Genomic DNA, 26,470 nt, shown 5'->3' with positions numbered 1-26,470 from the left:
CATATAAGTGGGAAGCCCACCTGAAGATAAGATCTCCCTGAAGAGTCCAGGCAGACGACCTGGTTGATAGGTCACAGGTGTAAGTTCAGTAATGGATTCAGCCAAGTGATACTAATCGCTCGATCGGCTTGACCATATTACAATATACACGATTAACTTCGTGTATGTATAGAAAGCGTTGTTTGTTTTACTTTGTTCTGTTTGGCGGTCTGCGCCGATGGACTTTTTGCTAAGCTTACGCTCCGCAAAAGTCCCAACCTCACTCCCTATGGGTCGTTGCGGTTGGCTTTCCCTCATCGGGAAGAATAGAACCTTTGTCGTATATAGTTGAAGAAGAGTAAGATAAGAAGGAGCCTTACGTCGAAAGATGTGAGGCTTTTTTTGTTTTTGGGAGGGAAATGTAGATAAAAATCAGTTTTCTACTTTAGCAGTTTATGAATAAATATGGAATAATTACATTTTAACATGTGTTAAGTAGGTATTGTCTATTTTTTATCCGGAGAATTGAATGTACGCTGAAACTAAAATTTGGAAAAGATCACTCGCGAATCAAGGAGATTCATTTGATACTCACAGAGAACGCTTAAGGCAAACGTATTTCAAATTTAGAGAGCGAGTTGGCAATTTAATACAACATATTCCTACTGATACCCTAGGTTTAACGGTCCATGACCTGACGCATTTGGATGCTCTGTGGGAGATGGCAGACATTTTAACAGATGACTCTTTTATTCTTAATCCTGCAGAAGCCTTTGTTTTCGGAGGGGCAATCCTATTACATGATTCCGCTATGACTGTTTGTTCCTATAAAGGAGGAATTGATGAAATAAGAAGTTCTCCTGAATATTCTGACGCAATCGCTCAGTTTCGTACAAATTTTTCAAGCAAAGATCTATCAAGAATCGGTACAACAACTGCAGAGGCATTTGCCTTAAATGAAACCTTACGAATCAAGCATGCAAGTAAAGCTGAGGAGCTTGCCTTACAACAATGGGAATCACAAATTGATGGTAATTCGATGTTTTTGATCGATGATACCGAATTTAGAGATCATTATGGAAGGTCAATCGGACGTATTGCACATAGTCATCACTGGAACAATAGCGATGTTCCGAAAAATTTCATCGCCTCTCTAGGATCATTTTCTGGATTTCCACAAGATTGGAAAGTAGACTTATTAAAAATAGCCTTACTACTTCGTTGCGTAGACGCTATGCAGATAGATGATAGAAGAGCGCCAAAATTTTTAGCATCATTGAGGATAATCGGAACTGATTCAATGGAGCATTGGCGATTCCAAAACAAACTTACTCAGCCACATGTTCACGAAGGGCGTATTGTATATACCTCCAAAAGTCCTTTTTTGGTTGATGAAGCAAACGCTTGGAATCTTTGTTTCGACACATTACAAATGATCGACAGAGAACTCCGCGACTCCAATGATTTACTTTTAAAAAAAAATCTTCCTAAATTTAGTGTCAATGGAGTCGCGGGTGCCGGCTCTGCAGATGCACTAGCACAGTATATCGAAGTACAGGGATGGCGTCCATTGCCATTAAATCTAAAGGTTTCGAATGTACCTAACCTAGCACGTACACTAGGTGGAAAGGATTTATACAACAATCCACTTTCACCGCTTCGTGAGCTTATTCAAAACTCGGCTGACGCAGTTGAAGCAAGAACACTTATTGATGATGAATTTTTAATTTCCGATGGAAAAATTACTATAAAGTTTATTGAATCTGACTCGGAAACAATGATGGAAATTGATGACAATGGAGTAGGAATGTCTGAAGGAGTTCTTACTACAGCACTTTTAGATTTTGGTTTTTCTTTTTGGAAATCCTCATATGCACGCGCTGAATTTCCTGGACTTCAAAGTGAAGCATATCGTTTTCGTGGGAGATATGGGATTGGTTTTTTTTCTATTTTTATGTGGTCAAGTGAAATCATTGTTAGTTCGCGTAGATTTAATGAAGGTATCGATGCAGCTCGTGTGCTAGAATTTCGACAAGGGATTGAATCACGTCCAATTTTAAGAGCTGCTGCCTCCGGGGAGAAATCAAGCAAGTGGACTACTCGAATCAGACTTAAATTGGACAAAGATTTTTATGAGAAAGTAAATCCGAGTCCTTCCCAGGAGTATGGCATAAGATCCCGATATGAACATCGGCATTCATTTTTTAATCAAAATTGGTTTCAAAGATTAAGGTTACTTTGTGGTGCCTTACCAATTAACGTTATATTGGAGAAAGACTCACGCACTGAGAGAGTTAGTCTTCCTGAATGGAGAGAATGTTCAAATGAAGTTTTCGCAAATTTTTTTAATGATGTTATATTTAAAAATGACCAAAAACATGAGAGATTCATCCCAACTTTAACTAAATTATCTGAATTGCCACCAATGGGTGGTCGTTGTTTTATTTCTCCATATAACTCAGATGAATCGAAAGTTGCCGTATATGAAAAAGGAATATTTATTGGTTTTGAACATACTAAGAATATATTTGGTGTAGCTGAATCTAATGCAATTAACGCAGCAAGAGATCGACACTCCAGAATCAATTTAAGTCAAGATAAAGAATGGATTGAATGCGTCCGCTCAAAAGCATTTGCAGTTTGTAGAAATATTGGTGAAAAAATAGAATTACAATCTTTATTTGTTTCATATGACGTCCCTGATCCTAATCAACCAATGTTTATATGCAATCGTGAATTTATATCACTTTCGGAATTAAAACGTAAAGTTAAAAATAATGGGGTCTTTTTTATTAGATTAACAGAAGAAAGTGAGAATGAATTTTCTTGGAAGCCAGCAGAGAATCTTTCAATCATTACAGGGCTAAGTGTGGATGAAAGTCGTGTTTTCCCACTCGTCAAATTTCGAGGAGCCATTGGATTGGGGCAAAATATAGAAAGTTTGGTATTAGAGGCAAAGGAACCTTTGTTTAATTTTTTAAGAGAAATTCGCGATGAGTTAGGGCCTACATCTAGAATAAAAACTGAACATATCGAATCAAGCGGATACAGGAATGACTATATTGAAATATTCATTCAATCAACAATTAATGATTAAATTGACCGTTTTAAAAAACTACGGAATTTCTCTTGCTGCAACAAAATTCAGGTTTTATTGCTGGCAGAGTCATATAAATGCCTAATTCAGAAAGATGTGGGGCTTTCTTTATTTGTGGGGTGATGAGAAAGAATGGATTTTTTATACTTCTCTTAGACTTAATTCCTCTTTTTTTTCATCAAAATGGTATTTGTAAATTTCGCCTGTTATGATTAGGTGAATTGCCTGATCGAGTATATCCAAAGGCGCGATGAACCATTCTCGTGGTGTATGGCGCTGACCATCTAAGTCAAAAACATCAACGTTCAAACATACCTTTCCGAAAAATCGATGTAAAAGATTTTCTAGTTTCTGGGGATTTAAGTTATAACATTTATAAACTTTTACAATGCGAACGTCTGCCATAAGATAAGTAGGTTCGTTCATTGCATTTTTGATTCGTTCTTCAATGGGAATCCTCGTAAAACCAATTTTGTATAAATTTGAGATATCACGGATGTTTGGTTTTTCGCTTTTGGATTTTAATACGTAAATGAATCCTTCTTCTTTGTCTTCTTCGTTTATATGATTAAAATTTTGATTAAATTCTTGGTTCATCTGGGAATCTGTTTCAGAAACAGCTTGTCCATTTGCGAGAAGAACTTTGTATAAAGACCGATATAACATATTGGATTCGGTTCCGTTCTCGAATATAATGCGCGTTCTGCCGTCTTTTCTCACACGACTTCCACTTTTGAAATCCTGGACTTCTTTTTCGAATTGAACACTTTCTAAATAGAGTAAAACGCCGTTTTGCACATAGAATTCCTTTGGTTGGAGGATTTTTTCTGTGAACGGAATGAGCTTTCGTTTGTTTTCCTTTAATTCTCGTTGGCAGTTTTTAAATAAATTTTCATATTCTCCAAAATTTTTGCAGGGTTTGCGTTTGGCGACAAAGTCGGTGCTCGCTCTTTCTGAATCTTTAGGGACATGTTTGAAGGTAAATATATCTTGCGAGTCATCGTTTAATAAACCTAAACAATCGCTACTGAAGATATCATCGAAGGAATTGATTTCTAACGGTTTTTGTTGTAATAAGCCGTGTGAATCAAATTTTGCAAGTGAGGCACATTTATCTGGATTCGAACGAATTCCTTTCAATCGAGTGTAGAGTTGGTGTTCCTGGATATTTTCCGAAGGAGAAGGTTCTCTATGATTTGCCTCATAAAAAGCGATGATTTCTTGGAAAGAAGTTAGGAGTCTTTCTTCTTCCGATTGAGATGAGGAACTTGATTGTTTGACAGTCAAGATCCCAAATGGATCGTTTTCGAAAATCTCTTTTAAAACATCTTTTTTATCCATTTGTTTGTTTTCGTTTTTCTTCTTTGAGATAGATGATACACTGGGCCATTCTTTGTTCTAAGGTATCTGTAGCATTTAACGAGGGTTCTCTGTTGAATTGTTTTCGAAATTCTAATATCTTAGGTCAAAGAATTTTTGCTTCTTCAAAGTCCATTTTCATTCTCGTCGACTCGATTGCTTCTTGGATTACCTTCAATACCTGAGAAGTAACAGACTTTGATAAGATTTCAAATGCCTTTTGAAAGGGATTGATTTGGTCGATTAAGTCGATATGAAGGTCATCGATATTAACGAATCGGTCTGCCATTCGGATGAATCGTTTGTCGCCAACTTCTTTTGTTTCACCGTTTTTAAAGACAGAGTCGAGTACCACGTGCTGGCGTAATTCTTCCACTTCCCCATCCGAAAGCTCAGGGTATTTGATTTGTATGATTTTTGGTATTAGAACCTTGTTGATTACCTCGGGATCCACATTCCCTGGCATTGCTTTGATCATTGTATCGTCTTGCAAAATTGTCGCTTTTAGATCGTTTAGATCGGATTCGATGATGTCTTGCACCCGTTTAGAACTAGGTGTTTTAAATCCCCTGATTTTGATTTCGCCAGGTTCTGGTTTGTCTTCATCAGACAGTTTTGTTTTAAATTTAAAGTTAGGTGCTAGAACCTGCTCCATAAGGAGAGAGGCTGTAATCGCCTTTAGCATGTTATTGACTGCTATTTTCACTTGACCATCGGCGGCATCGGGTTGGGCGATTAGGTTTGTAAATTGGGCATGGGTTTTGTTGTCACTATCTCTCGTACATCGACCAATGATTTGGATGATTTCGGTTAAAGAACCTCTGTATCCGACGGTGAGTGCATGTTCGCAGTAAGGCCAATCAAAACCTTCTTTCGCCATCCCAAGAGCAATGATCAAATCCATATCGTCAACAGATTTCATATTACGAAGGTAAGATTGGATTTTGTCACGATCAGAAGGTGTATCATTGACAAGGTCTGCAACTTTGATCGTTTTCCCGTCTTTTGATTTTACGAAAATAACTCCTGTAAGTGGATCGACTTTAGTTACAGATCCAATGGCATCAATGATCGTATCCACTTCGTTGTGTTTATCCTTTGTGGATTCACCCGAGTTAACATTTGGTATATGGAGGATGGTCTTTTTGTTTGTATCCAAAACTTCTAGGATCGCGGAAGTGTATTTGCCTTGGTAAAAATGGTATCCGATCCCCAGTGTTTTTAGGTAAGTATATCCATTTAACTGTTCATAGTAATTGTAAGAAACTTTTGTGAATTTTGCCTCTGCTTCTGGAGAGAGAACTGGGGCGGTATCTCCTCTAAAATAAGACCCTGTCATGGCAATGATATGGGCATTTGATTTTTCCATGATGGAACGAAGTAACTCGCCGAGTCGATTGTCACCGTCAGAAGATACGTGGTGGAATTCATCTATGGCGAGGACTGTATCTATAAATTTAGATTCATCTAACTCCTCAAAGGCGAAGCGTAGGGTGGCGTGAGTACATATTAAAATAGATTCTTTATTGTTTAGGAAATTTTTGAATGCCTGGACTTTGCTTTTACTTCCATCTGTTCCTGGGGTGCAAAGATTGTATTCGTCCTTTGGTTCCCAGTCTGCAAAAAAACCACCGCTTTTTAAGTTTGTTTTGCCAAATGATCCGCCAATTGATTTTTCTGGCACGGCAACGATCACTTTCTTTAATCCTTGGTTGGTTAACTTATCTAAGGCGACATACATAAGCGCTCTTGATTTTCCAGAGGCTGGAGGGGCTTTGATGAGAAGATACTGTGCATCGCGAGCCAAAAATGCTTTTTCTTGCATCTCGCGCATCCCCATGGAATTGACCTTAGAGCTTTTGCCTGTATGGCCGTAAGTTACGTGAACAATATCTGGCATTTTTATTTCTTCTTTTTCGATTTCATTTGTTTTATTTCTTTTTTCGGAGCCAGAAAGTTTTCACCGGTCACAACACTTTTGCCGGTTTTAGATTCTAATTCCGTGCGAGCATTTTTGGCAACTGCCCCACCTAACTTACTTGCGACTGCGTTTTCTCCTAGACCTTGGGCGTCTTCTGTTTCGGCAATTTTTCTAGTGGAAAGTTCCGCAAGTGCGGTAAAGATCAATTCCGCTTCGCTCATATGATCACGTAGATTTTGGGACTTTAAACCTTTTAGGTCTTTGTGTTTTTTGACAGAAAGGCCTGTCCATTCCTCGTGGATGATATTAGTGAGTAGGGCAAACTCGTCTTTTTTTTCAATACCACTCTGTTTCCAATAGTCGGTTAATTTATTGCGAGTTTCCTGGCCTGTCATCCGCTGTTGGATCCATTTTTCACTGCGACCTAACTTCTGCCAATTTTCACGTCCTCGATCAATGCTTTGGCTAGGATCGGCAATTTCCTGCATCCGTTCATATCCCACTTTTGCAAGCCAAAGCTTAAACGGTTCGGCTTTGGGTGAAGGGATCGATTGGATCAGACGAAGTACCTGTTCCGTGTTTGCCACATCCGTAATATACATCTTTCCATCGGATGCTTTCAATTTCAGTTGTCCGATTTGATCGGACAACTCACTTCCTTCCTTTTTTAATTTGGATTTCAAATCGTTCCAATACTTGCGGGGACGACTGCTTTCTGTAAGGACTTCAATCACATCCACAATGGCAAAATACCATTTCTCTTCTGTTTCATCCCAATGCGTCCGAACCTGTTTGGTTTCAAATACGGCAAGCGATGAATGAATCTGAGATTTGTCTTTATTTCCCATTTGCTTTTTTTTCCTCGGCGACCATCTTCTCATACAATTGGAAGAGATACTCTAACCGCTCTTCGTCGGAGGTGAAGGGTTTGGAACGATAACACCTTTCAATGGCTAGGTCATTTTGGTGGTGGGCTTCGCGGAGACCTTCGGGCATTTTGTCTGGGTCATACAACTGGGCCAGAGTTTTTTCTGAATGTCTTTCACGTTCTTCCAAGATGCGATAGACATGGGTTTCTAGTTCTTTCTTTTGTTTGTCGGAGATTTTGGGAAAGGGGAAAGTGTTGTAGCAAAGCGAGTTTGAATACCGGAAATCGGTTTTTAGTCTACCAGCGACTGTCCTTACCCAAGTCATGTGCATCTTTGAGGTTATCATAGAAAAAACCCAATATTCAGCGCTGTACACAGCATTCGCTAAATTACTAATTACAGTGTTGTCGTTCAAAAAGCCAATGGGAAGATAAGTTCTTCGTTCAGAAGAATTTGCCGGAACAATAATCGACATTGTTTTCTTAAAGCGAATTTCTGCGAAACAATGTGAAACATTTGCTAAATTATTGGTCGCTCCTCGATTACTGGCCAATCTATGTTTTTTTACTTTAGCAATCCTTTCTCTAATAAATTCAAACCTCAGCGCTTCTTTTAAATTATTGTCATCAATCCAGATGCACCACCTTTCAATATTATTCAAGAATTCATGAGAGCCCATAAATCGTTTAAAAAAAATTAGAGAGCTAGGATAGTGCTCGGCTATTATATTGTATTCTTCTTTTGATAAAATTAAATGACCTCCGTCATTAGGCATACTACCAAAGTTCATTGATGGTACGTTTGATAGAGTGTCACGCCTTGCAAATATATATTTACTTTCCGTGTCAGTAAGGTAAGGCGAAATATTTTTCACGATATTTCTGATGGAATTTTTAAATATGATTTTTGGTTTGCTGTCTTCATTTCGCATGCCCAAAATAATTACGCTTACTGCAGCATTTGATTTCGCATTATTGATCCATTTAAAGGATTGATGAACAAAACCAATTTCTATATTTTCTTTTAAAATATTCGGCCAAAGATTAGATACTTGAGAGCCTTGGCTAATTGAATTTGTAGATACAAAGGCACATTTTGCGTTATGATTTCTAATAAAATTAGCACCTTTAAAAAACCAACTAGCAATGTAGTCTAAATCGTTGTATCCTTCTAGTTTTTCATGAAAGACCTGTTTCATATCGGATTTCTGTTTTTCATCTTGCATCCTCGCACCCACATACGGCGGATTCCCCAAAATATAAATTTCATCCTCTTTTCCTTTGGGACAGACTGTTTCCCAATCCAAACGGCAGGCATTCCCTTGGACAATATTTCCCGTGGAAGTGAGGGGTAACGCTGGTTTGACGGTTTTGAACACCTGCAAAAAACGTTGGTTCATTTGGTGTTCGGCAAGCCATAAAGAGAGCATAGCGATTTCGTGCGCAAAGTCGTCGAGTTCGATTCCATAAAAATTGCTGAGGCTGATTTTGGAAAAACCGTGGTAGTTTAGTTTCCCGAAAATTTTCATCTCGAGGATACGAAGTTCTTTGTAGGCGATGATGAGAAAGTTCCCACTCCCGCAGGCCGGGTCAAAGATTTTGATCTTCCAGAGGCGTTCGAGAAGTGCCATGAGCTTTTTTGTATTGGATTTGGCAGAGGCAAATTCTTCATAGAGTTCCGTGAGAAACAGGGGCTCGATCACCTTCATGATGTTAGGTACACTTGTGTAGTGCATTCCCATCCCATCTCTTTCTTTTTCAGAGACGACTGCCTGCATCATGGAACCAAAGATATCGGGGTTGATGGCACTCCAATCGAGTTCCCCACATTCAATGAGGAGTAACCTACTTCGTTTGTTGAAGTGAGGTGCTGAAAAATTGTTACGAAACAATCCGCCATTCACATAGGGAAAATCTTTCAGGTAGTTTGCCTGTGTTTTACGAACTTCGGTATTGAGAATGAGAAATAAAGCATCTAGATACGTATGTAAGTCACTACCGTCCTCCTGTGTGTGACTGCTGATGGCGTTTGTAAATTGACTGGGTTGGAAAATATTTGTGTCTTCTGCAAAAAAACAAAAGAGGAGGCGGGACAAAAACACATTTAAGTTATGAGTTTCTTCTTTTGTTTTGATGGTATTGATTTTACTCAGTTCATCATAAAGCCGTGCCATTTTTTCAGCGGCTTTGACATCGGCCGGGTTTTCGTTTTGGTGTTTTGCCTTTTCCATTCCGGCGAGTGGAAGGAAAAAATCAAAATGTTTTGGTAAGTCTATCAAAGGAATCTCAAGCGAATCACTTGTCGTTTGGTCCACTGCCAGAAGTGTTTGGTAATCAGTTTGGATGAGGAACCTGGGCTCGTGTTTCGTTTTTTTTCCGATCTGTTTCATCTCTTCTAGAGAAGGTAGGTCTTCTTTTTTCAAAACAGGTCTGAAATATAACTTTTTTTTCCAAAGGAGTTCATCCTCTACTTTGGTTAAATTAAGCCCTCCGTCTTTTTGCAGCCGAGCGATGGTGGCTTTGGGTGTTCCATAAGCGAGAAGCAGATCAAAAATAAAAGTCTCCTTTTTCAAAGTTTTGTTTATTTTTTGCAAGTTGCTTTCGATTTGGGCAATGTTCATAGATAGTATTAGAACAAGTATAAGCTGGCGGTGGGACAAAACAAAGTAAAAAACGCTCTTGTATGAAAAACAGGAAAAATAAATATTTCTGCCTATTTAGACATTGATTCTAAGTTCGATATAAAATTAGAGTATGAGAGTAGAACGGAAAATCACAATCAAAACAAAAGAAAAAGAATTGTTGCGTTTGGATCGGGAACTTTCCAAAATTCGAGATAAAATTAATTCTCTACCTTTGATTGAATTGAAAAAACCTATATTCCATTCTTATGGATTGGTTTGGTCACTGAAGTTACAAACTTCCAAATACAAAGAGGTATATCAATATATTATTGAAGCGTTTTCTAAAACCAAACGAGTGAAACATTTAAAAAAAGTCCAACAAATGGAACCTAACCCAATTTCCTTGGATAAAGGGGAATACCGAAAGCTAGTGGCAAAATACCCTGATGCGATTCGCTGGTTTATCAAACGCAAAAACAAATTCAATGTAACTGAATATGTCTTCAATAAAGTAGACATCTTAGAAAAGAAAATTGTAAAGGTGATGATTACTCATAGGAAAGATATCGATCCAAACTTAGAAAGTCGTAGGCGTGAGATTGAAGACATCATCTATACAAACAGAGATAATTCAGGAAAGTTAGATAACTTATTTGGAAATCATTATGATTATACTTCTGAATATTATAAACAAAAAATGAAACTAATTGATTTATTGTATCCGATTCAAATAGAAGCCTAACCCCTTATCCCAAGTTGTTTCTTCCAACTTTTGGCATGGGTCTTGCCATACTGGTATCCGATATCCACTAGTTCGTAGAATTTCTTCCAGTCGAAAAGGCCATATTGTTCTACTGGCAACTCGGCAAAAATATCTGACTCGGTCTTCGCCCTTGCTTTGGCCGCATCGGAAGCGACAAATGTCGCACGCATCAGTAAGCTTAATAGGCCCGGGACGTCTTTTTGCTTCTGCGCTTTGCCGATGATCCGTTTGAATAAAATACGTAGCGCAGAGGGAAGTGCTCCCGAATTATTTGCTTCATATATGCCACTAAATACTTCGTCTGCCGTGGAATCTCCCTCTGAGGAGAGTGCTACAGAAATCACAAAATCGGCGCCCCTCTCTCGCATTACCGCTCCTGGAATGTTATCGAGCATGGCACCATCGACGAGTAGTTCGTTTTTTTCGTAGAACGGTGGTAAAATGCCAGGAATCGATGCAGAAGCACGCAGTGCTTTCCACACAGGGCCACGATCGAAGATCACCTTTTGGGCTTTGGTCAGGCTCGTTGCCACGGAAAAATAAGGAAGCCAGAGATCTTCGATCATAGTTTCGCCAACGAAATTTTTGATCACTGTGTTGAATTTTTTACCACGAATGAGTGAGACAGTCGGAATCGTGTAGTCGTTGAGTGTCTTTTTGTCGCTCATGAGTGCCTTGGCTACACGTTCTAATTCGGGTGCATCGTAACCCATTGCATAGATGCTCGCCATAAGGGCGCCTGCACTCGTGCCACCAATCATGTCGATGGGTATGTTTTCTTCCTGCATGGCTTTTAAAAGTCCGATGTGGGCAAGCCCCTTGGCACCGCCACCACCTAAGGCAAGTCCCACCGAACGACCAGTGATAAACCGGGATAGACTTTCAAAACCATGACTACTATAAGTGCGAATATGTCTGACGGTATCCGTTTTTCTAATTCGTGTTAGGTTTGCAGTATTTGTTGGCTTCTGGTTCGGGTTTGAATAGAGTAACACAAGTTCCCGCACGGGACCAAAGGTTTCATCGGAATCTCCGAGAAAACGTATCTCTTCAGAGGTAAGCCCACCCGCTTTGTTTGCATCGCTTAACAATAAAATACGATTAGTATGGTGCAGTATCGTCTCTGTCCAAAGTTTGTCTTCAAAGTCAGGACAAAGAATCAGGAATTCATGGGAGTCCTGCAGGTGATAGAGCGATTCGAGTAAGTCTGAAACTGCATACTCCCTGTTGCCAATGCGTTTTTTAAAGTCGCGACTTTCGATGATTGAGGTGCGTCCGATTTTTTTCAGAGCTTGTGCAAGGCTCAGGGCAAAATTGCGAACTGATAGATCTTTCTGAAGCGGAAAGAGTGTGATGATACTCCTTGCCTGTTTGACCATTCGTTTCCCCATTCTGTCGTTTGTGAACCGTTCTGCGATCAGTTTGGTGATGGCAAACATACTTGGGGGATGTTTGGAAAAGACGGCCTCAAATGCAGCATTACTGATTTTCACAATTTCACAGGAGAGTGTTGCGACAACAGTCGCGGTTCGGGGTTCACCAGTCAAAAGTGCTATCTCACCGATGATGTCACCTTTGGAAAAATATCCAGTCGAAACGATGAGGTTCTCATGATTTCTCACTTCATAAACGAGACTTCCGTTCACGACGACATACATACCGTCGGCTTTGTCGCCCTGTCGCATGAGCGTCTCGCCACCAGGCAAAAATATCCATTCCATCTGTGGCTCTAACTCAGCGATGAGTTTTGCTCCTACACCACTGAATAGTGAGACTGACGAAATGAGTTCTTTGATACGTCTTGGTTCGGGACGAAATACACTTCTATGTAAAGCGCGAGACCTTCGACTGATAAGCCTTATGAAAGCCTTTAGTTCTTCCGGGCGATCTTTCAGTGCACGCGTGAACTCTTCGCGGCCAATGTGGTAGACCGTTCCAGACTGATCGCAGACCACTGTAGCGTTTCGCGGCTCTCGTGTTACAAGCGCGCCTTCGCCAAAGCAGCTTCCCGGTTTAATCTCACCTACTTTCTGCTTTTTCCCATCTGTTGTGACGTAAACGCTAAAACTTCCGGTTGCCACAAGGTATAGTGCGTCACCAGGTTCTCCTTGTTTGATCACAACTTTTTTCTTTGTCACTTTGACTTTAAGGAACGACCTTGCTAGGTGTTCTTTTGTTTCGGAAGAGAGGTTCAGGAATAAATCGGTTCCTGCAATGATTTCTTTAATTGATGGGGCGGTTGTCTTTGACCACATAGTGACTTGGTAACGGTTGTTCCACGATCCAATTCCCAAAAATCAATTGGGATCATGATAATCGCGACACAATGTCGATTATGGGAAATTAGGTGGCCTTACGGCGACTCTATTTTTTTTAAAAATTGAAAAAATACGAAGTCAATTAGAATGGAGTAAACACAAGCTAAGTTATACTTTGAATACTCCGTTGCTTCCAAAATAAAATAAAGGAACAACAACCACAACTAGCCTTAATTTTCTTTCTATTATTTCGCAGCCAAAAGTTCACTTAATCTTTTTTCGGCTTTCTCTTTCCAATATCCTTTTTGTTGGCCATTAATAATATTTTTCAGAAATTTGATTTCTGCAGATCGTTCATTGTAACCATATTCTTTTTCAAACTTAGACCAAATATAATAATCTCTGAAATCTTTTTGCCAAAATGGAGAATTGGGAGATATTCTCTCAAAGACATAATCTAATTTTCTCGCTTGGTTAGTTAATATTTGATTAATATTGAAATCCTCTTTTGTTACGCTAACCCGATAGATGCCTAAAAAAACGATTTCACCTGGTTTCCCCTTGATTTTTAAGGTTGAGAAACTTTTTTGCGGTTCTAAGTTTATTCTATATGAAGTTGGTTTCGAACAGTGATTGCAGAATCGTTCCCACTGCATATATCCTAGATAATGATCTTTGCGTGAATCTAGAATGAAGGTAGGGGTGGATGTCACAAGTTGATTTGTATAAGAGACTTTTTCGCCATCTTCTTCCACAGTCACCATTGGTTTTTTAGCATTTGATAAATTTTCTACCGGAGTTTTTGATTGCCAATCAAAAATGACCATTTCTGTGGAAAGGATTGGATGCACTTTGAGAATCATTGCACTTGCATCTTGTGCATCATTATTAAGGTCATCTAAAATAATAAACCCAACTAGTGTTTGATTCTTTGCTTCATTCGAATCAATTGGATTTAGTAACCTTACATCTGCTGCACATGTGAAGTTCAAAAAGAGAGTTATAAGGAGCAGAAGTTTTGTTAGCTTATGAAATTTAATTTTTTTTTCCATTTGCAATGAAAACTTGTTATTTTGTAAAATTGTCAAATATTTTTTTGAAAAAACATTTAATCAAGAAGAACATATATTGGAAAATTCAAAATTAATTTAACTAGCTGAGATTGTGACTAAATCACCAAAATGAAGTTAGGATCTTCTTGAGTTGAGTGCCAGTTTTTTTGATGAATCAGGGATTAAGCCCTGTTTTACATTTCATCCTTTTCCTATTTTAAAATTCTAATTGTATTTTTTTGTTTTAGCATTTAATAAAAGCCAAGGAGAAAGATATGAAAAAGGGAAAAAATATTGGTATCACTATTGCCGTCTTGGTTTTGTTTGGGTTCGCCTTTTATGGTTATATGGGTGGGTTTGGGCAAGTGACCGTGAGTAAAGAGTCTTTTGGTCCCACAGAGATTTACTATGTAACGCATAAGGGAGCTTATAAAGATATTGGAAACAGTTGGGATCGTTTTCAAAAAGAATGGGAGTCGGTAGGGATTACCAATTGCGATAGCCTAGCCATTTATTTGGACGGACCTGATACGGAGCAGGCGAAGTTACGATCTGTTCTTGGGTGTCGGTTCGAAGGGCTTTCTTTTGAACAAAAGAAACAAGTTTCTCTTAAGTTTAAAACTTTTTCTATTCCCAGAATGGATGGACTCAGTGCTTCTTTTCCTTTTAAGAATTTTTTATCATATTTTTTGGCCCCCACCAAAGTGTATCCTAAATTCCAAGAGATATTAATTGCAGAATCATCCCAAACCTCGGTGGCGATTGAAATTTACGGCGGGTCTTCCCAACCGGTAAATTCCATTGGATTTTTTATGCCAGTAGGTGTTAGTCGAGACGTGTTTAAGTCACTAGAAGAAGCCTTCCAGTGAAATTGTTTGGACGAAGTCTTGCGCCCTGAGGATACGCAGGGCTTATAGTCCACCGTTAGGTGGACGAAAGCGGACCCCGGTGTAGCCCAACCCATCTACTCTATGATTGGAAAACGCCAATACCATTGGGAGCACCCCAAGAATTCAAAAATAATATTAAAAAGAATGGTATGCAATGAGTGTAAGCCATAAAGTCATCAGCGGTAATACGAAGATGAATAACTTAAATTTTGAATCAGGAATTTTAGGCCCAAAGATTGCGTGTAATGCCAGTAAGATGCCTAACACGATTCCAACTGAACGTGGGACTGGCGCCATACTGATAGAACTACCGATGATCCAAATTGTGGCAGGTATATGTACCCCCATTCGTAATGCCCAAGCATTCTTTTCACTCATGCTGTTGATGGAAGCAACATCAATCAAGGCATCACAAAAAATCCATGTATATCCTGCCATCCGAACAAATTCAGGGGCCGGAAGGGCTTGGATTACAGGAGCCAGAGCAATGTGATAAACAATGCCCATACAGTTTCCGAGCCAGAGTTGTCCGCTTTTTTTGGCAACAAACATACTAATCCATCCTAAACAGGAAAGGATGGCAAAAAAACTAATGTAGTGATCATATAGTAAACTCATTTGAAAATTCCTCTTATGGGGTGATGTGGTGACTTTTTGTTCTCTTTCCGTTACAGGGCAGGGAACTTGAAAAATCACAAGTCAGTCCCGATGTTTGTATTTAGGTAATATATATAGCATGCTATGAAAAATAAAGAAGATTTTTTTTGGAAACCGGAGTCCACTCCTACTTTTTGGGTCAACCAAGCGTCTCGATTGCTTATGTGGCATTTTGAACAAAAGCTGCGACCGTTCGATTTTGGTATGGCCTACCTACCTGTTCTGACAGCACTCGAAGAGAATGGTGCACTATTACAAAAGCAGCTCGCTGAAATGGCAAATGTAGAGCAACCTACGATGGCGGCGCTACTTGTGCGTATGGAACGGGATGGGCTGATTCTGCGTGGGGCACACCCCACAGACAAACGTGCCAGTTACATTTCTCTGTCAGCTAAAGCCAAAAAACGCCTTCCGGCTGTGAAGGGACAAATGATGGAAGTCGCCAAACAGGCGTCAGAAGGATTTACAGATGACGAACGTTCGATGTTGATCACTTTACTGCAACGTGTAGTCAATAACTTGGAGTAGTGCGGGCAGACCTAACGATTTATTATCACCGGTTTGGTTTTGTAGATGGTTTATAGTAGTTAGGAAAGGTGTTCTAATTGATGACCTTTCAACTGCTGGTAGTTATGCGGTTGTGGTTCATGTAATTGTTAGGGAATTTTCGAATTAGATGTGGAATCAAAATCAGTGAAGAAAATCAGGTAAGTTTCCATTTTCTGATCCCAGCCTTAGAATATTGTATCCTTAAGACTGAAATCAAAAAATTAATAGGAAGTTAGTTCCAGTTGTTTGTTTTTGGTTTTGCGATGTTCACTTTCATTTCGCGGTTTAGAATGTTTTTTCCATTCAAATCGCTAATTGCTTTATCTGCATCGCTACGTTCTTTCATTTCGATAAAACCGAAACCTTTAGAATTACCAGAATACTGGTCCATAATGATTTTTGCAGATGTAACTGCTCCGTGTGCGGAAAAAAGTTCATTTAACTTTCCTTCCGTCATTTCATAAGAAAGGTTACCTACGTATATGTTTACTGACATGTGATGTCCTCAAAAGTTTATTTTTGATTCTTCAAAATTGCAAATTTAAATACAACTAACCCATACGGGAGATCGGGTAAAAACTCAACGAAAATGCAGGGGAAAACTTAAGAAAGAGATCAGAATGCAAGAAAGTGGGGACTACTCTAGTGGTTAAATAAACGATAATGCTACGAATCTATTACCATTAAACGGTACCTTCATTTCTTTAGCAAGGAAAATCTTAAAAATATCGATTAACAAATGTTTTTTGTGAAATAAATACAGGTAATTAGATGGTTGGATCCTGTAAAACCCCTGTTCACTCAAAAATTGTCACATAAGATTTCTTGACTTTTCGTTGACTGGATGGTCATAATGGTTGTGTAATTTGTGAAATATAGGATCTGAATCGACAGGAGTTTTTGACTATGTGGACTTTTAATTCAGCTGCGGGCACGACAACTGCTCAGGGATTGGGGATATGGCTGCTTGTATTTGCAGCATTGTTTATTTTTAACGAATTTGCAAGAAGATGGAAATGGGCAGGCTTTTTTAGCTTTATCATCCTTCCTACATTTCTGTCCATTCTCTGGTTTTTCTTTATGAAGGAACAAACCTATACTGATTGGTTTCACCTCGTAAAAGTATATTCTGCAACTGCAGGTTGTATTATCTTTTGGGCGATTCGACATATTCAGAAAAAGGATGCCAATGGTAAGGTAACTTGGCGATTAGCGGATGTTAAACTGGCACTAATTTTCCCCGCTTTAATTCTAGCAGTGAATATCATCGAAGCGGTCACTCGTGATTTCCAAGTCGGCAAAATCTATTGGAATAATTTTTCTGGGCCCATCGAGGGCGAGGGTACTGGCGTCATTGGTGGACCTTGGAACTATATGAACGCCATGGCAGGTATTCTAAATACCGTCACAATCACTGGTTGGTTTGGGATCGTAATCCGAAAAGAAACGAAGTCAGATAAAAGTCGAGATATGCTTTGGCCAGATATGCTTTGGTTTTGGATCATCGCTTACGATCTATGGAACTTTTCTTATACATACAATTGTATTCCGACACATTCTTGGTATGCAGGTTTGGCACTATTAGTTGCTCCGACACTTTGTGCATTCACCATCGGAAAAGGAGCATGGCTACAACACCGGGCACAAACACTTGCTATTTGGTGTATGTTTGCTCAGACATTTCCAGCATTTCTAGATTCTGGTGCCTATGTAGTTCGTTCTACATACCAACCATGGATCTATAACTCGGTTTCTGCGATTGCCTTAGTTACCAATGTGGCTGTATTCGGTTATATGGTGTATAAATGGGTAAAAACAAAACGAAATCCATACACAACTGAGATATTCACTGACTTAAGCGAGTATAAAACCATTAAGTCACTTGCTGAATAACAAAACATTTTTCTTACAATAGGAATTTGTAGGGCTTGGTCACCTGCCATAGTTAGATGGCGGGGGACGGAGTGTCAACGCAGTCCGGAAAAACCCGGTTGCATTAAAAAGATGAATCCAAACGAATCATTTACTGGTAAGGAGATCGGCTGGAAGTGAAAATTAGTAAAAATATTTTAAAGTTCTTATCTGATTTAAAATTGAATAACAACCGAAACTGGTTTATCGAAAACAAAGATCGGTTTAGTGAAATCCAAAGTGAGCTGGTGGTTTTGACCGGATATTTTTTAGCAGAAATTGAAAAGTTCGATAAAAGTGTAAAGGGTGTCGATCCTAAGTCCTGTATTTTTAGAATCTATAAGGACGTGCGATTTTCCAAGGACAAAAGCCCATATAAAACTCACTTTGGAATTTTCATAAGAGGTGGAGGCAAAAAAATTGAAGGTACTGGTTATTATCTGCATATAGAGCCGAACGAATCCTTAATCGGTGGTGGTTGTTACCAACCTGATCCAAAATCATTATATAATATAAGAGAGAGGATCATTACAGATTCAAAAACTATCAAAAAGATTTTGGATGACCGTAAGTTTGTTCAAGATTTTGGAACAGAGTTTTATGCTGAAAAATTAAAAACGGCACCGAAAGGTTTTGCTAAGGATCATCCAATGATCGACTTACTAAAATACAAAGGTTTCGCTGTTGCCAAAAAAATAAAAAATGCCGACTTAACTTCTGATGACTTCGGAAAGGAAACGGTGAAATCATTTCGGATCTTATATCCTTTGAATCAATTTTTGGAAGAGGCGATGGATAAAAATAAATGAAGACAGAAATATTTTTTACCCATCCATTGTTTGGTATCTTATCTTAAGGTTATCGTTATCTTGTTCTATTTTTTTGATTTATGCAAAATAAGGTATAAAACAAAAATAATGACAAGAACAGAATCGAATACTAAAGCAACACCTGATTTTGCAAAGTAAGCACTTCCATAAATAAGATTGAGTAGAACAAAAATACTTTTGCTAATTGATGCAACTACTAGAACTAAATTGCGGTTTTGTTCGTTATACGCTCCATAGACAAGCATCCCTCCAACGAGGGCTATCAGGGCTCCCCAATTCCGAACAATGATATTAGATAGATCACCACTGAGAGTTTCTCCAAAGGTTAACATAAGTCCTAAACTGGGATGGAGTGCGGACAGGATCATGGAACAAGTAATGATCCCTGAAACGAGCATAATCCATTTTATATTGGAAAAAATAAAATTCATTTGAAAATACCTCGAAGTTAAATGAAACAGAAAATTGTAAAAATGCGAGAGTTTTATTTCTATAATTTAAATACGAATAGTTAAAAATCTTGCCTTTGGATTTTGTTCATAGAAATTTTGATTGTGCCTGTCCTTCTTTTCATCCTGTTCTTTTTTTCTTGTGGTGAAACTGCTAAACAAAATCCATTTTTGCCAGAATCTCTGCCGACTGAAGATGCCGTTAAACGTTCTCTTTCGTCTGACGTATATTTGGTGAAGTTGAATGAAGTTGCACGATTACAGGGTAAGACCCTTCCTGAGTGGAAAGAATGGGAACGGTCCAAGGTCACAGACAAGGATATTGGAAAATATTGGCCTAGCGAAAGAAAGTCCCTCCCTCCAGAGATCTCCGATACAGATGCTATTGATCGTCTAAGAGAATCGATACGTATTCGCATTGTTTGGAGCCGAATGTTTCACCAAGCAGGGATTTCATGGAAAGAAAAAACTTTCGAAACTAGTAGAGCCGATCTTTTGAGACGATTGGATTTACGCTTTGCACCTAAATTTGGTTATATGAAAGCCAAATGGTTTATTGTTGAATGGAGTGATTATCTTTGCACTTTTTGCCGAGATAGTTTCCCACATACAAAGAATATTTTAGCAAAGTACAAATCACAGATTTTTTATGTACATAAGGATTTTCCTTTAGATGGAGATTCTGACGAGGGACTTCTTCCTTTGGCTCTTGGTCGTTGTTTATGGGAAAAAGATCCTGAACATTTTCAGACTCACATCCAGTTGTTATATTCTAATTCAAAAAAAATCATGCGTGGTGATGATTTACAAATTGTCGAATGGGAACCGTTTCGAGAGTGCCAGGTGAAGGGCCTTTCGTCTAAATATATTTCCCAAGTGCGGAGTGATATGAAAGAAGCTGCAGCTTTTGGAGTTAGTTCCGTACCTACATTTTGGGTGAATGGTAGGTGGATTGTTGGTGCCCTAAATGCGGAGACCTGGGAGCGAGTTTTGAAAGATACAACCAGTCATTAAAAAATTTCTTGCCTTCTTTCTGCAATGAGTTCTCCTTGATCCACATTTTGTAAGGACAGGTTATGAAACTTAGATCGTATTTACTTCCCATTTTGATCTTATTCTCTCTTTTGACAATGAATTGTGGTAAAAAACTCCACTTTTCAATGGTCACGTCCACATCGATGGAAAATGGTCTCCCCTTTCTCGTGTTAGATGGGAAAGAGTGGAAAGCGGAACCGGGTGCCGAGTTTGTTAAGTTGCATTTTTATGCAGACAATGCTTTTTCTTTGAGTAAGGTTTCTATTGAATCCTGTTCAGGCCAATTCAAAGACCGGATTGCTGCCTATGTCAACTTTGATGAAGTTTATGCAAGTACAGACATTCAAAAATCTAATTCGGAAGTAAGTTTTGATCCAGTAGTACAAGCAAGGTCTGTTACATTAAACTTCCAAAGAAACCAAAACATCTGTCTTAAGTCTGTTAAGTTTTATGATGAAAAACAAAAAGCCTATAGAACGTATGCGCCAGAGATTATTGGAGGATCGGTTTCCGCTTCCGAAACAGCTTCCCCAGAACCTACATACTCTGTTATGAATCTTTTTGATTCCAAATATGAAAATGGATATTCATCGGTCAAAGGTGGAGTCGGTGTTACATTTAACTTCGATTTTGCGGAAAAGAAAAAAATATCGGTTTTGAAAATTTGGAATGGATACCAACGCTCTGATGTCCACTGCATTAAAAATGGTCGAGTCAAGTCTTTCCTTTTAACAGGGGATGATGGGTATTCGACAAAAATCAATTTAGAAGATACCATGGGGAGCCAAGAAATCCAACTCACCACTCCCTTTAAGGGCAAAAAACTAACAATGAAAGTGGAAGAGATTTATCCTGGGTTAACGGAGAAAGGGATCGTCTTATCCGAGTTACGGTTTGGTGATGATGGGGACTGGTTTGCAATGGACACTCTTCCAAAATCAAAAGATACTGCTGCCAAAAACTTTGATGCCTTTTCGAAAGCTTCCTTACGTAAGGTACTCAATCGTGGTTTGACGGGCAGGGAAGTGTTGGCAGTTGCTGAAGAAACTATCGTTGATTCACCAGCAGGAGCCGAAACGGAAGTTACTGTGGAAGAGAACTTAGATCCACCTACTTCTTCTGATTGGACCATTCGACTCCGTTCGGATGGAACTTTCTTTTTGGAAGGATCCACTGCTCGAACTAATTACGATGCCAATGAAGAAAGTTCTCATCGGTTTTACGGAATGGGAAATTACGAAATTAAAGAGATTTCTCCAGGAAAGGTCTATATGCGCATTTTTGGTTTCCTTCGCAAACAAACCTTTACTAACTTTTTAGACTACGGTGGAGGAGATTGTAATGGGTGCGGGAGAGATTGTAACCTTGTTAAAAATCCAGACCCCAACAATACAGAAAAAATTTTCCAAGAGTTTGTTACCTTACAAATGCGGGGAAAACAATTTTATTTAACCAATTCTAAGAAAACAGAAAATTTAGACTTCTCTACTTTAGAATTAAGTTTGGAATAAAGCTCTGATGGAAAAAAGGATTTTTCGCTATATCATTGTTATATGTCCTATCCTTTTTTTTCTTACCTTCTCCTGCGGAGGAGAAGGTGAAAAAAAAGAACATTCTCATCTGGAACCTGCCATTTCCAACCCAAAAAAAGCAAGTAAGGTTTCGATTCAAATTCAATGGGAAACCACAACACTTCCTTTACAGATGGAAATTCGAGAGCCAAGCGGGGCACAAACTCTCGCTTTATGGACCACAGGATCAGTAAAAGAAGGAAAACAAGCTCCCTTTGGGGATTTGATTTCCGACAGTAACTTGGTCCTCAAACCTGGTTCGAAAAAACAGTTCCTGCTTGTGATGAAAAATCCAACCGATACACCGGTGTATTTTTTTGCAGCACCCCATTCAGCGCTGCCTGTGGAACATAGCTTTGGATTCAAATTTAAATGTTTGTGTGTGAATCATGCCTTTACTGTTCCCCCAAAGGAAACCTGGTTTCGAGTGGTGGAGATCCGACTGGCCCCAGATTTTTTAGGTGACCAGTTGACTTTAAAACACAACCTAATTGGAATTAGTCGAGAACGGATGTTGCAGTTTCAAAAGAGTGCAGGTAGTTCCCTTCCTAGTGAAATGGACTAAATACACAATAACCTCTGTTAATACTAGTTTGCAATAAAAATAGCTTCAGCTTCGTTCTGGGACCCTCCCCCTGGATTGAGGCAAGTGAGTCATTCGGGTAGAGGTCAATTTCTTTAAAAAAATATACCTTTTCTGAATTTTCCTAAGTATTTATGCTTTGATTACAGAATTTCAAAAAATCATCAAAATGCATTGGTTTTGCGATGAAATAACCCTGCCCTAAGTCACAATTCATACTTTTTAATTGTTCCCAATCATTTTTAGTTTCAACACCTTCTGCAGTGCATTTCATTTGAAGTTTTGCTGCCAATTCGATACTAGAATTGATAAGCACTTTTGAAACATTGCTAGTTGTCATTTCGCGAACAAATGATTGATCTATCTTTAATTCCGTAAATGCAATGCGAGTAATCTGTTGCATACTCGAATACCCAGTTCCATAATCATCAATGGAAAGGCCAAACCCTTTCATACGAAGTCTTGCGAGATTTTCAAGTGCGGGTGCCATTTCTGTCATGGCAGCAGTTTCGGTGATTTCAAGTGTGACGTATTTTGGATCGACCCCTAAATTTTTTACAATTTGTGTGATTTTGTCGGCAAGTTTTATATCAGCAAGAGAAGTGAGAGAAAGATTTACTGAAATTGAAATTTCATGTCCATGCGCATGGAATACTTTACAAGCTTTCGTTGACTTCTCCAGCATAATGAATGTTAGTATGTCAATGTTACCAGACTTTTCTAGCAAATCAATAAATGCGTATGGTGGAATAATCCCATGTTGTGGATGAATCCAACGGGCTAAAGCTTCAGCACCAATTAATTTACCTGTTGCCAGTTCCAATTTTGGCTGGAAGAAGGGATTAAAATCACCTCCTGTTAAACCTTCCAATATTTCTCCAATGTTATATTTTGATCCATTTTGCGATTCTTTACCTGACTTTGAATCTTGAGATTTGTATTTAGAAAATAATGTTTCTAAATGAGCAGGTGTTACCGGTTTTTCGATAGCGCCAAGTAAATACGTTCCGTAAGCACCAGCCATTTTTTTGACGGACTCAATCAAAGCTCCATCCAAAGCACTCATAATTATTGTAGCGATAGAGGAGTGTGAGTTACCAATATGTCTAAGAAATTCCATCCCATCCATTTCTGGCATATTCAAATCGCAAAGAATGATATCAATAGGACTATAGTTTGCTTCATTTAATATTTTTAATGCTTCAGTACCAGTCCTTGCTTCGGTAACTTTCTGCGCTCCCAATCGCATCAAGATATCTACAATTACTTCTCTTTGAAAGTCGTCATCTTCGACAACTAGGAAAGTAAATTCATTTGTATTCATAATACCACCTTCGTAAAGCTATATGATGATTATAGGTCATCAATGAAAGATTCGATTTTTGAAACGTCTGCTTCCATTTTCGCAATTTCCTTTAATGCATTGTCTATCTCATTTTCTTTGATAAGTGATTCGATTTTTGTGTATCCATTCACTAAACTTCTTGCACTGACAACTTTACTAGAACCCTTTAGGCGGTGGACAAGATGTGCAGCTTCATCTAAGTTATTTTTTGTTAATTCTTGAATGAGTTTGGATAAGTCTGTATTATGGTGAGTTCTAAATTTTTTTAGAATTGATATCTGTCCAATTTTATCTGTAATTAGGTTTTTTAGTTCAGATTCATCGATTGGCGATTCTGTGTTAACGGGGACTTCAAAAGAATCTTTTGGATTTGCTTTTATTAAGTTGGGTAACCATTTAAGAAGAGTTTGTCGAAGTATCGCTAGTCGTGCCGGTTTTATTAAAATCTCATCCATCCCAGCGGACAAACAATGTTCATTCTCTTCGCTTAAAACATTAGCTGTATAGGCAATGATTGGGATTCTGTTGTGGTGACGATTGATTTCAATTTTCCTGATTTCCTTTGTAAGTGTATAACCATCTTTAACTGGCATATGGCAATCGGTAATGATGAGATCATATTTGTTTTCAAGCCATAACTTTATCGCTTTTTCTCCATCTTCTGCACCATCTACACGAAGACCGAGCATCTCTATCTGTCTAACAAGTAGTTCTAAGTTTACCGAATGATCATCTACTGCAAGAATTCTGGGGATATAGGAATTTGTATCTACAATGGGTTCAACAGAATTGTCTTCCATCGTTAATGAGTCCAGATCATTCATATCAAGATCAATTACAGGAAGAGAGAGTATAATGCTAAATGTTGAACCAGTTCCAGGAATACTATCAATCGATATGATTCCATCCATCAAATCAGCAAGACGTCGACAGATGGCTAAACCAAGACCTGTACCTCCGTATAATCTGGCGGTATCTGCGGTTGCCTGGGAATAACTTCGAAACAGTCTTGATTGTTCTTCTTTTCTAAGTCCTATTCCCGTATCAGTTACAGAAAATCGTATTTGCTGCGCATGAGTGAGATTTTTTACCAACTCTGCCGAAACTATAATATTTCCCACCGTAGTAAACTTAATTCCATTACTAACAAAATTGTTTAGTATTTGTGACACTCGTAATGGATCCATGAGGTGTGAGTTTGAAATATTTTTATCTATATTATATGTCAAAGATAACCCTTTTGAGTTAGCAATATGCGAATATGTTGTAACAACTTCTGAGAGAATTCGACTAATGGATGTTGGTTGCAGGGATAAGTCAAGTTTCCCTTCTTCTATTTTTGACCAATCTAGTATATCGCTTAAAATTCGAAGTAAACTATTCCCTGATTCTAATGCATTCTGGACCATACTTTTCTGGTCTATGCTAAGTACTGTCTGGGAAAGTAATTCTAACATACCAATTAGGCCACTGAGTGGGGTGCGTATCTCATGGCTCATTGTGGCAAGGAAGGAGTCTTTTGCCTTGTTAGCTAACTCTGCATTTTCTTTTGCTTTCTCTAAAAAAGCTTTTGCTGCAAATTCTTCTGTAATGTCACGAAAGACTAATATAGATCCGATGATGCGACCAGCTTTATCTCGAATTGGCGTACAGTTGTTTGAAATATTTATCCTTCCTCCATCCCGACGTATTAGTCGTGAATTTTGGTTATCTCCTATTGATTTTCCAGTCGATAATACTTCAAAAATTGGAATATCTTTTGGTAAACGCGTTTGCGTATGAACTAGTTTTAAAATTTCTGTTACTTCTCGACCCATTGCCTCCTTTTCTGTCCATCCAGTTAGCTCTTCAGCAATCGGATTTAACCGGTTTACAATTCCATGTTCATCTGTAGTTAGAACTGCATCACCTATCGAACTCAAGGTGATCGACAGGTTTTGTTCGCTGATTAATAAAGCTTCATTTTTTTCAATGACTTCTTTTGCACGTGTATAAACTTCCGATTCCATTTTTGCAATGCGTTCCTGCATCTCTTCAGTATTTTCGGATTGTTCTAATTTTTGTTGTTTTAGATAAACAAATTCTGTAACATCCTCTGCTCGATGGACAATACAAAGTAAGTTCCCATCCTTGTCTAATACCGGTGAATTTCTAGGACTCCAATACCTAACCTCAAAGCCACTGCCATCGGGCTTACGAATATCATATTTTTGTAATGTCATGCTGCTTGCGACTTTATAATTAAGCACTTGCATTAACGAAAACCTAAGTTGTTTAACACCATCTGCCAATTCGTCATCGGGGTTATCGGGGAATATTTCAAAAATATTATGTCCAACTACATTTTCTCTTTGGATAAGAGTTGCTTGTGCATAAGCATCGCTTACATCGATGATATTGAAATCTAAATCCAAGATCATATAAAGCTCAGAAAGAGACTCAAAAATCCTTTGAAAATCGATTTTCGTTTTTGTAATGTTTTTGGAATGGGCTTTCGAGTTCGGTATTTCTTTATCCATTTTTCTTATTCCATGGTAATGGCAGAAACGTAAAGAATCAGAAAAACAGGAAATATTAATATAGCAATCATAAAATATAACTCCTGTGAAGTGGTGGTTGTACTAATTTTTATGATTTTTTGGTGGTCGAAGGTCGGGGGAGAGTTGAAAAAAATACAGAATATCTGATTATTTTTTAAGTAGATGCAATAAATTTAAAATCTGTTTCAA

General features: G+C 38.5%; 20 protein-coding genes and 1 rRNA gene. 10 read left to right on the top strand and 11 right to left on the bottom strand.

All coding sequences use genetic code 11. The annotated features are described in order from the left end of the window. Both LEP1GSC195_RS01475 and LEP1GSC195_RS19325 read left to right on the top strand, forming a co-directional pair. Nucleotides 1-136: ribosomal RNA gene (locus LEP1GSC195_RS01475) — 23S ribosomal RNA — on the top strand; the annotation flags it as partial. Nucleotides 137-508: 372 nt separating this feature from the next. Further along, complete coding sequence (locus LEP1GSC195_RS19325) at nucleotides 509-3,076, top strand: HD domain-containing protein (protein WP_015679701.1); 2,568 nt, start codon at nucleotides 509-511, stop codon at nucleotides 3,074-3,076. A gap of 141 nt (nucleotides 3,077-3,217) precedes the next feature. Here LEP1GSC195_RS19325 and LEP1GSC195_RS01465 read toward each other — a convergent pair whose 3' ends face one another. The 4 genes from LEP1GSC195_RS01465 to LEP1GSC195_RS01450 form a co-directional block, all read right to left on the bottom strand. Beyond that, on the bottom strand, nucleotides 3,218-4,417 hold the full coding sequence (locus LEP1GSC195_RS01465) for a GIY-YIG nuclease family protein (protein WP_015679674.1): 1,200 nt from the start codon (nucleotides 4,415-4,417) through the stop codon (nucleotides 3,218-3,220). A 124-nt stretch (nucleotides 4,418-4,541) separates the two neighbouring features. Continuing rightward, entirely contained in the window at nucleotides 4,542-6,335 is a 1,794-nt protein-coding gene (locus LEP1GSC195_RS01460) for a DEAD/DEAH box helicase (protein WP_015679733.1), read from the bottom strand. Between the two features lie 2 nt (nucleotides 6,336-6,337). After that, complete coding sequence (locus LEP1GSC195_RS01455) at nucleotides 6,338-7,204, bottom strand: BRO-N domain-containing protein (protein WP_015679742.1); 867 nt, start codon at nucleotides 7,202-7,204, stop codon at nucleotides 6,338-6,340. Further along, nucleotides 7,194-9,845, bottom strand: coding sequence for a class I SAM-dependent DNA methyltransferase (locus LEP1GSC195_RS01450; RefSeq protein WP_015679532.1), 2,652 nt, complete (start codon nucleotides 9,843-9,845; stop codon nucleotides 7,194-7,196). Before LEP1GSC195_RS01450 ends, LEP1GSC195_RS01455 begins: the two co-directional genes overlap by 11 nt. A gap of 133 nt (nucleotides 9,846-9,978) precedes the next feature. Between LEP1GSC195_RS01450 and LEP1GSC195_RS01445 the strand changes: the two genes are divergently transcribed. After that, on the top strand, nucleotides 9,979-10,590 hold the full coding sequence (locus tag LEP1GSC195_RS01445) for a hypothetical protein (protein ID WP_015679730.1): 612 nt from the start codon (nucleotides 9,979-9,981) through the stop codon (nucleotides 10,588-10,590). Here LEP1GSC195_RS01445 and LEP1GSC195_RS01440 read toward each other — a convergent pair. Together LEP1GSC195_RS01440 and LEP1GSC195_RS01435 are read right to left on the bottom strand one after the other, a co-directional pair. After that, nucleotides 10,587-12,905, bottom strand: coding sequence for a cyclic nucleotide-binding domain-containing protein (locus LEP1GSC195_RS01440; RefSeq protein WP_015679554.1), 2,319 nt, complete (start codon nucleotides 12,903-12,905; stop codon nucleotides 10,587-10,589). The genes LEP1GSC195_RS01445 and LEP1GSC195_RS01440 overlap by 4 nt on opposite strands. 209 nt (nucleotides 12,906-13,114) lie before the next feature. Beyond that, the gene (locus LEP1GSC195_RS01435) at nucleotides 13,115-13,921 is read right to left on the bottom strand and encodes a hypothetical protein (protein ID WP_015679481.1); all 807 of its coding nucleotides are present in this window, start codon (nucleotides 13,919-13,921) and stop codon (nucleotides 13,115-13,117) included. A 275-nt stretch (nucleotides 13,922-14,196) separates the two neighbouring features. On the opposite strand from LEP1GSC195_RS01435, the gene LEP1GSC195_RS01430 reads away from it, so the two are divergent. Then, a complete protein-coding gene (locus LEP1GSC195_RS01430) occupies nucleotides 14,197-14,790 on the top strand; it encodes a hypothetical protein (protein WP_015679735.1) in 594 nt (197 codons plus the stop codon). Between the two features lie 156 nt (nucleotides 14,791-14,946). Here LEP1GSC195_RS01430 and LEP1GSC195_RS01425 read toward each other — a convergent pair whose 3' ends face one another. Then, entirely contained in the window at nucleotides 14,947-15,429 is a 483-nt protein-coding gene (locus LEP1GSC195_RS01425; RefSeq protein WP_015679679.1) for a hypothetical protein, read from the bottom strand. A 123-nt stretch (nucleotides 15,430-15,552) separates the two neighbouring features. On the opposite strand from LEP1GSC195_RS01425, the gene LEP1GSC195_RS01420 reads away from it, so the two are divergent. Then, entirely contained in the window at nucleotides 15,553-15,996 is a 444-nt protein-coding gene (locus LEP1GSC195_RS01420; RefSeq protein ID WP_015679718.1) for a MarR family winged helix-turn-helix transcriptional regulator, read from the top strand. A gap of 253 nt (nucleotides 15,997-16,249) precedes the next feature. Here the strand turns inward: LEP1GSC195_RS01420 and LEP1GSC195_RS01415 are convergent, their stop codons facing one another. Further along, on the bottom strand, nucleotides 16,250-16,513 hold the full coding sequence (locus tag LEP1GSC195_RS01415; protein WP_040506173.1) for an RNA recognition motif domain-containing protein: 264 nt from the start codon (nucleotides 16,511-16,513) through the stop codon (nucleotides 16,250-16,252). Between the two features lie 410 nt (nucleotides 16,514-16,923). Between LEP1GSC195_RS01415 and LEP1GSC195_RS01410 the strand changes: the two genes are divergently transcribed. Both LEP1GSC195_RS01410 and LEP1GSC195_RS01405 read left to right on the top strand, forming a co-directional pair. Beyond that, nucleotides 16,924-17,910 carry a DUF5692 family protein gene (locus LEP1GSC195_RS01410; protein WP_015679634.1) on the top strand — a complete coding sequence of 329 codons (987 nt, stop codon included), beginning with the start codon at nucleotides 16,924-16,926 and terminating at the stop codon, nucleotides 17,908-17,910. Nucleotides 17,911-18,065: 155 nt separating this feature from the next. Continuing rightward, on the top strand, nucleotides 18,066-18,737 hold the full coding sequence (locus LEP1GSC195_RS01405) for a DUF2461 domain-containing protein (RefSeq protein ID WP_015679548.1): 672 nt from the start codon (nucleotides 18,066-18,068) through the stop codon (nucleotides 18,735-18,737). Between the two features lie 65 nt (nucleotides 18,738-18,802). Here the strand turns inward: LEP1GSC195_RS01405 and LEP1GSC195_RS01400 are convergent, their stop codons facing one another. Beyond that, complete coding sequence (locus LEP1GSC195_RS01400) at nucleotides 18,803-19,189, bottom strand: hypothetical protein (protein ID WP_015679537.1); 387 nt, start codon at nucleotides 19,187-19,189, stop codon at nucleotides 18,803-18,805. Between the two features lie 102 nt (nucleotides 19,190-19,291). Between LEP1GSC195_RS01400 and LEP1GSC195_RS01395 the strand changes: the two genes are divergently transcribed. The 3 genes from LEP1GSC195_RS01395 (at nucleotide 19,292) to lsa20 (ending at nucleotide 22,378) form a co-directional block, all read left to right on the top strand. Then, nucleotides 19,292-20,221, top strand: coding sequence for a thioredoxin domain-containing protein (locus LEP1GSC195_RS01395; RefSeq protein ID WP_232227603.1), 930 nt, complete (start codon nucleotides 19,292-19,294; stop codon nucleotides 20,219-20,221). Nucleotides 20,222-20,283: 62 nt separating this feature from the next. Further along, entirely contained in the window at nucleotides 20,284-21,753 is a 1,470-nt protein-coding gene (locus tag LEP1GSC195_RS01390; protein WP_015679644.1) for an NADase-type glycan-binding domain-containing protein, read from the top strand. 7 nt (nucleotides 21,754-21,760) lie between these two features. Beyond that, complete coding sequence (lsa20, locus tag LEP1GSC195_RS01385) at nucleotides 21,761-22,378, top strand: LIC11469 family lipoprotein adhesin Lsa20 (RefSeq protein ID WP_015679538.1); 618 nt, start codon at nucleotides 21,761-21,763, stop codon at nucleotides 22,376-22,378. 142 nt (nucleotides 22,379-22,520) lie between these two features. Here lsa20 and LEP1GSC195_RS01380 read toward each other — a convergent pair whose 3' ends face one another. Continuing rightward, a complete protein-coding gene (locus LEP1GSC195_RS01380) occupies nucleotides 22,521-23,720 on the bottom strand; it encodes an EAL domain-containing protein (RefSeq protein ID WP_015679743.1) in 1,200 nt (399 codons plus the stop codon). A gap of 29 nt (nucleotides 23,721-23,749) precedes the next feature. After that, nucleotides 23,750-26,260, bottom strand: coding sequence for an ATP-binding protein (locus LEP1GSC195_RS01375; protein WP_015679565.1), 2,511 nt, complete (start codon nucleotides 26,258-26,260; stop codon nucleotides 23,750-23,752). Nucleotides 26,261-26,470 lie beyond the last annotated feature (210 nt).

The organism is Leptospira wolbachii serovar Codice str. CDC (genome assembly GCF_000332515.2).
Lineage (GTDB): Bacteria > Spirochaetota > Leptospiria > Leptospirales > Leptospiraceae > Leptospira_A > Leptospira_A wolbachii.
The sequence above is the reverse complement of the archived record's forward strand: the minus strand, read 5'-3'. Positions and strand labels throughout refer to the sequence as shown.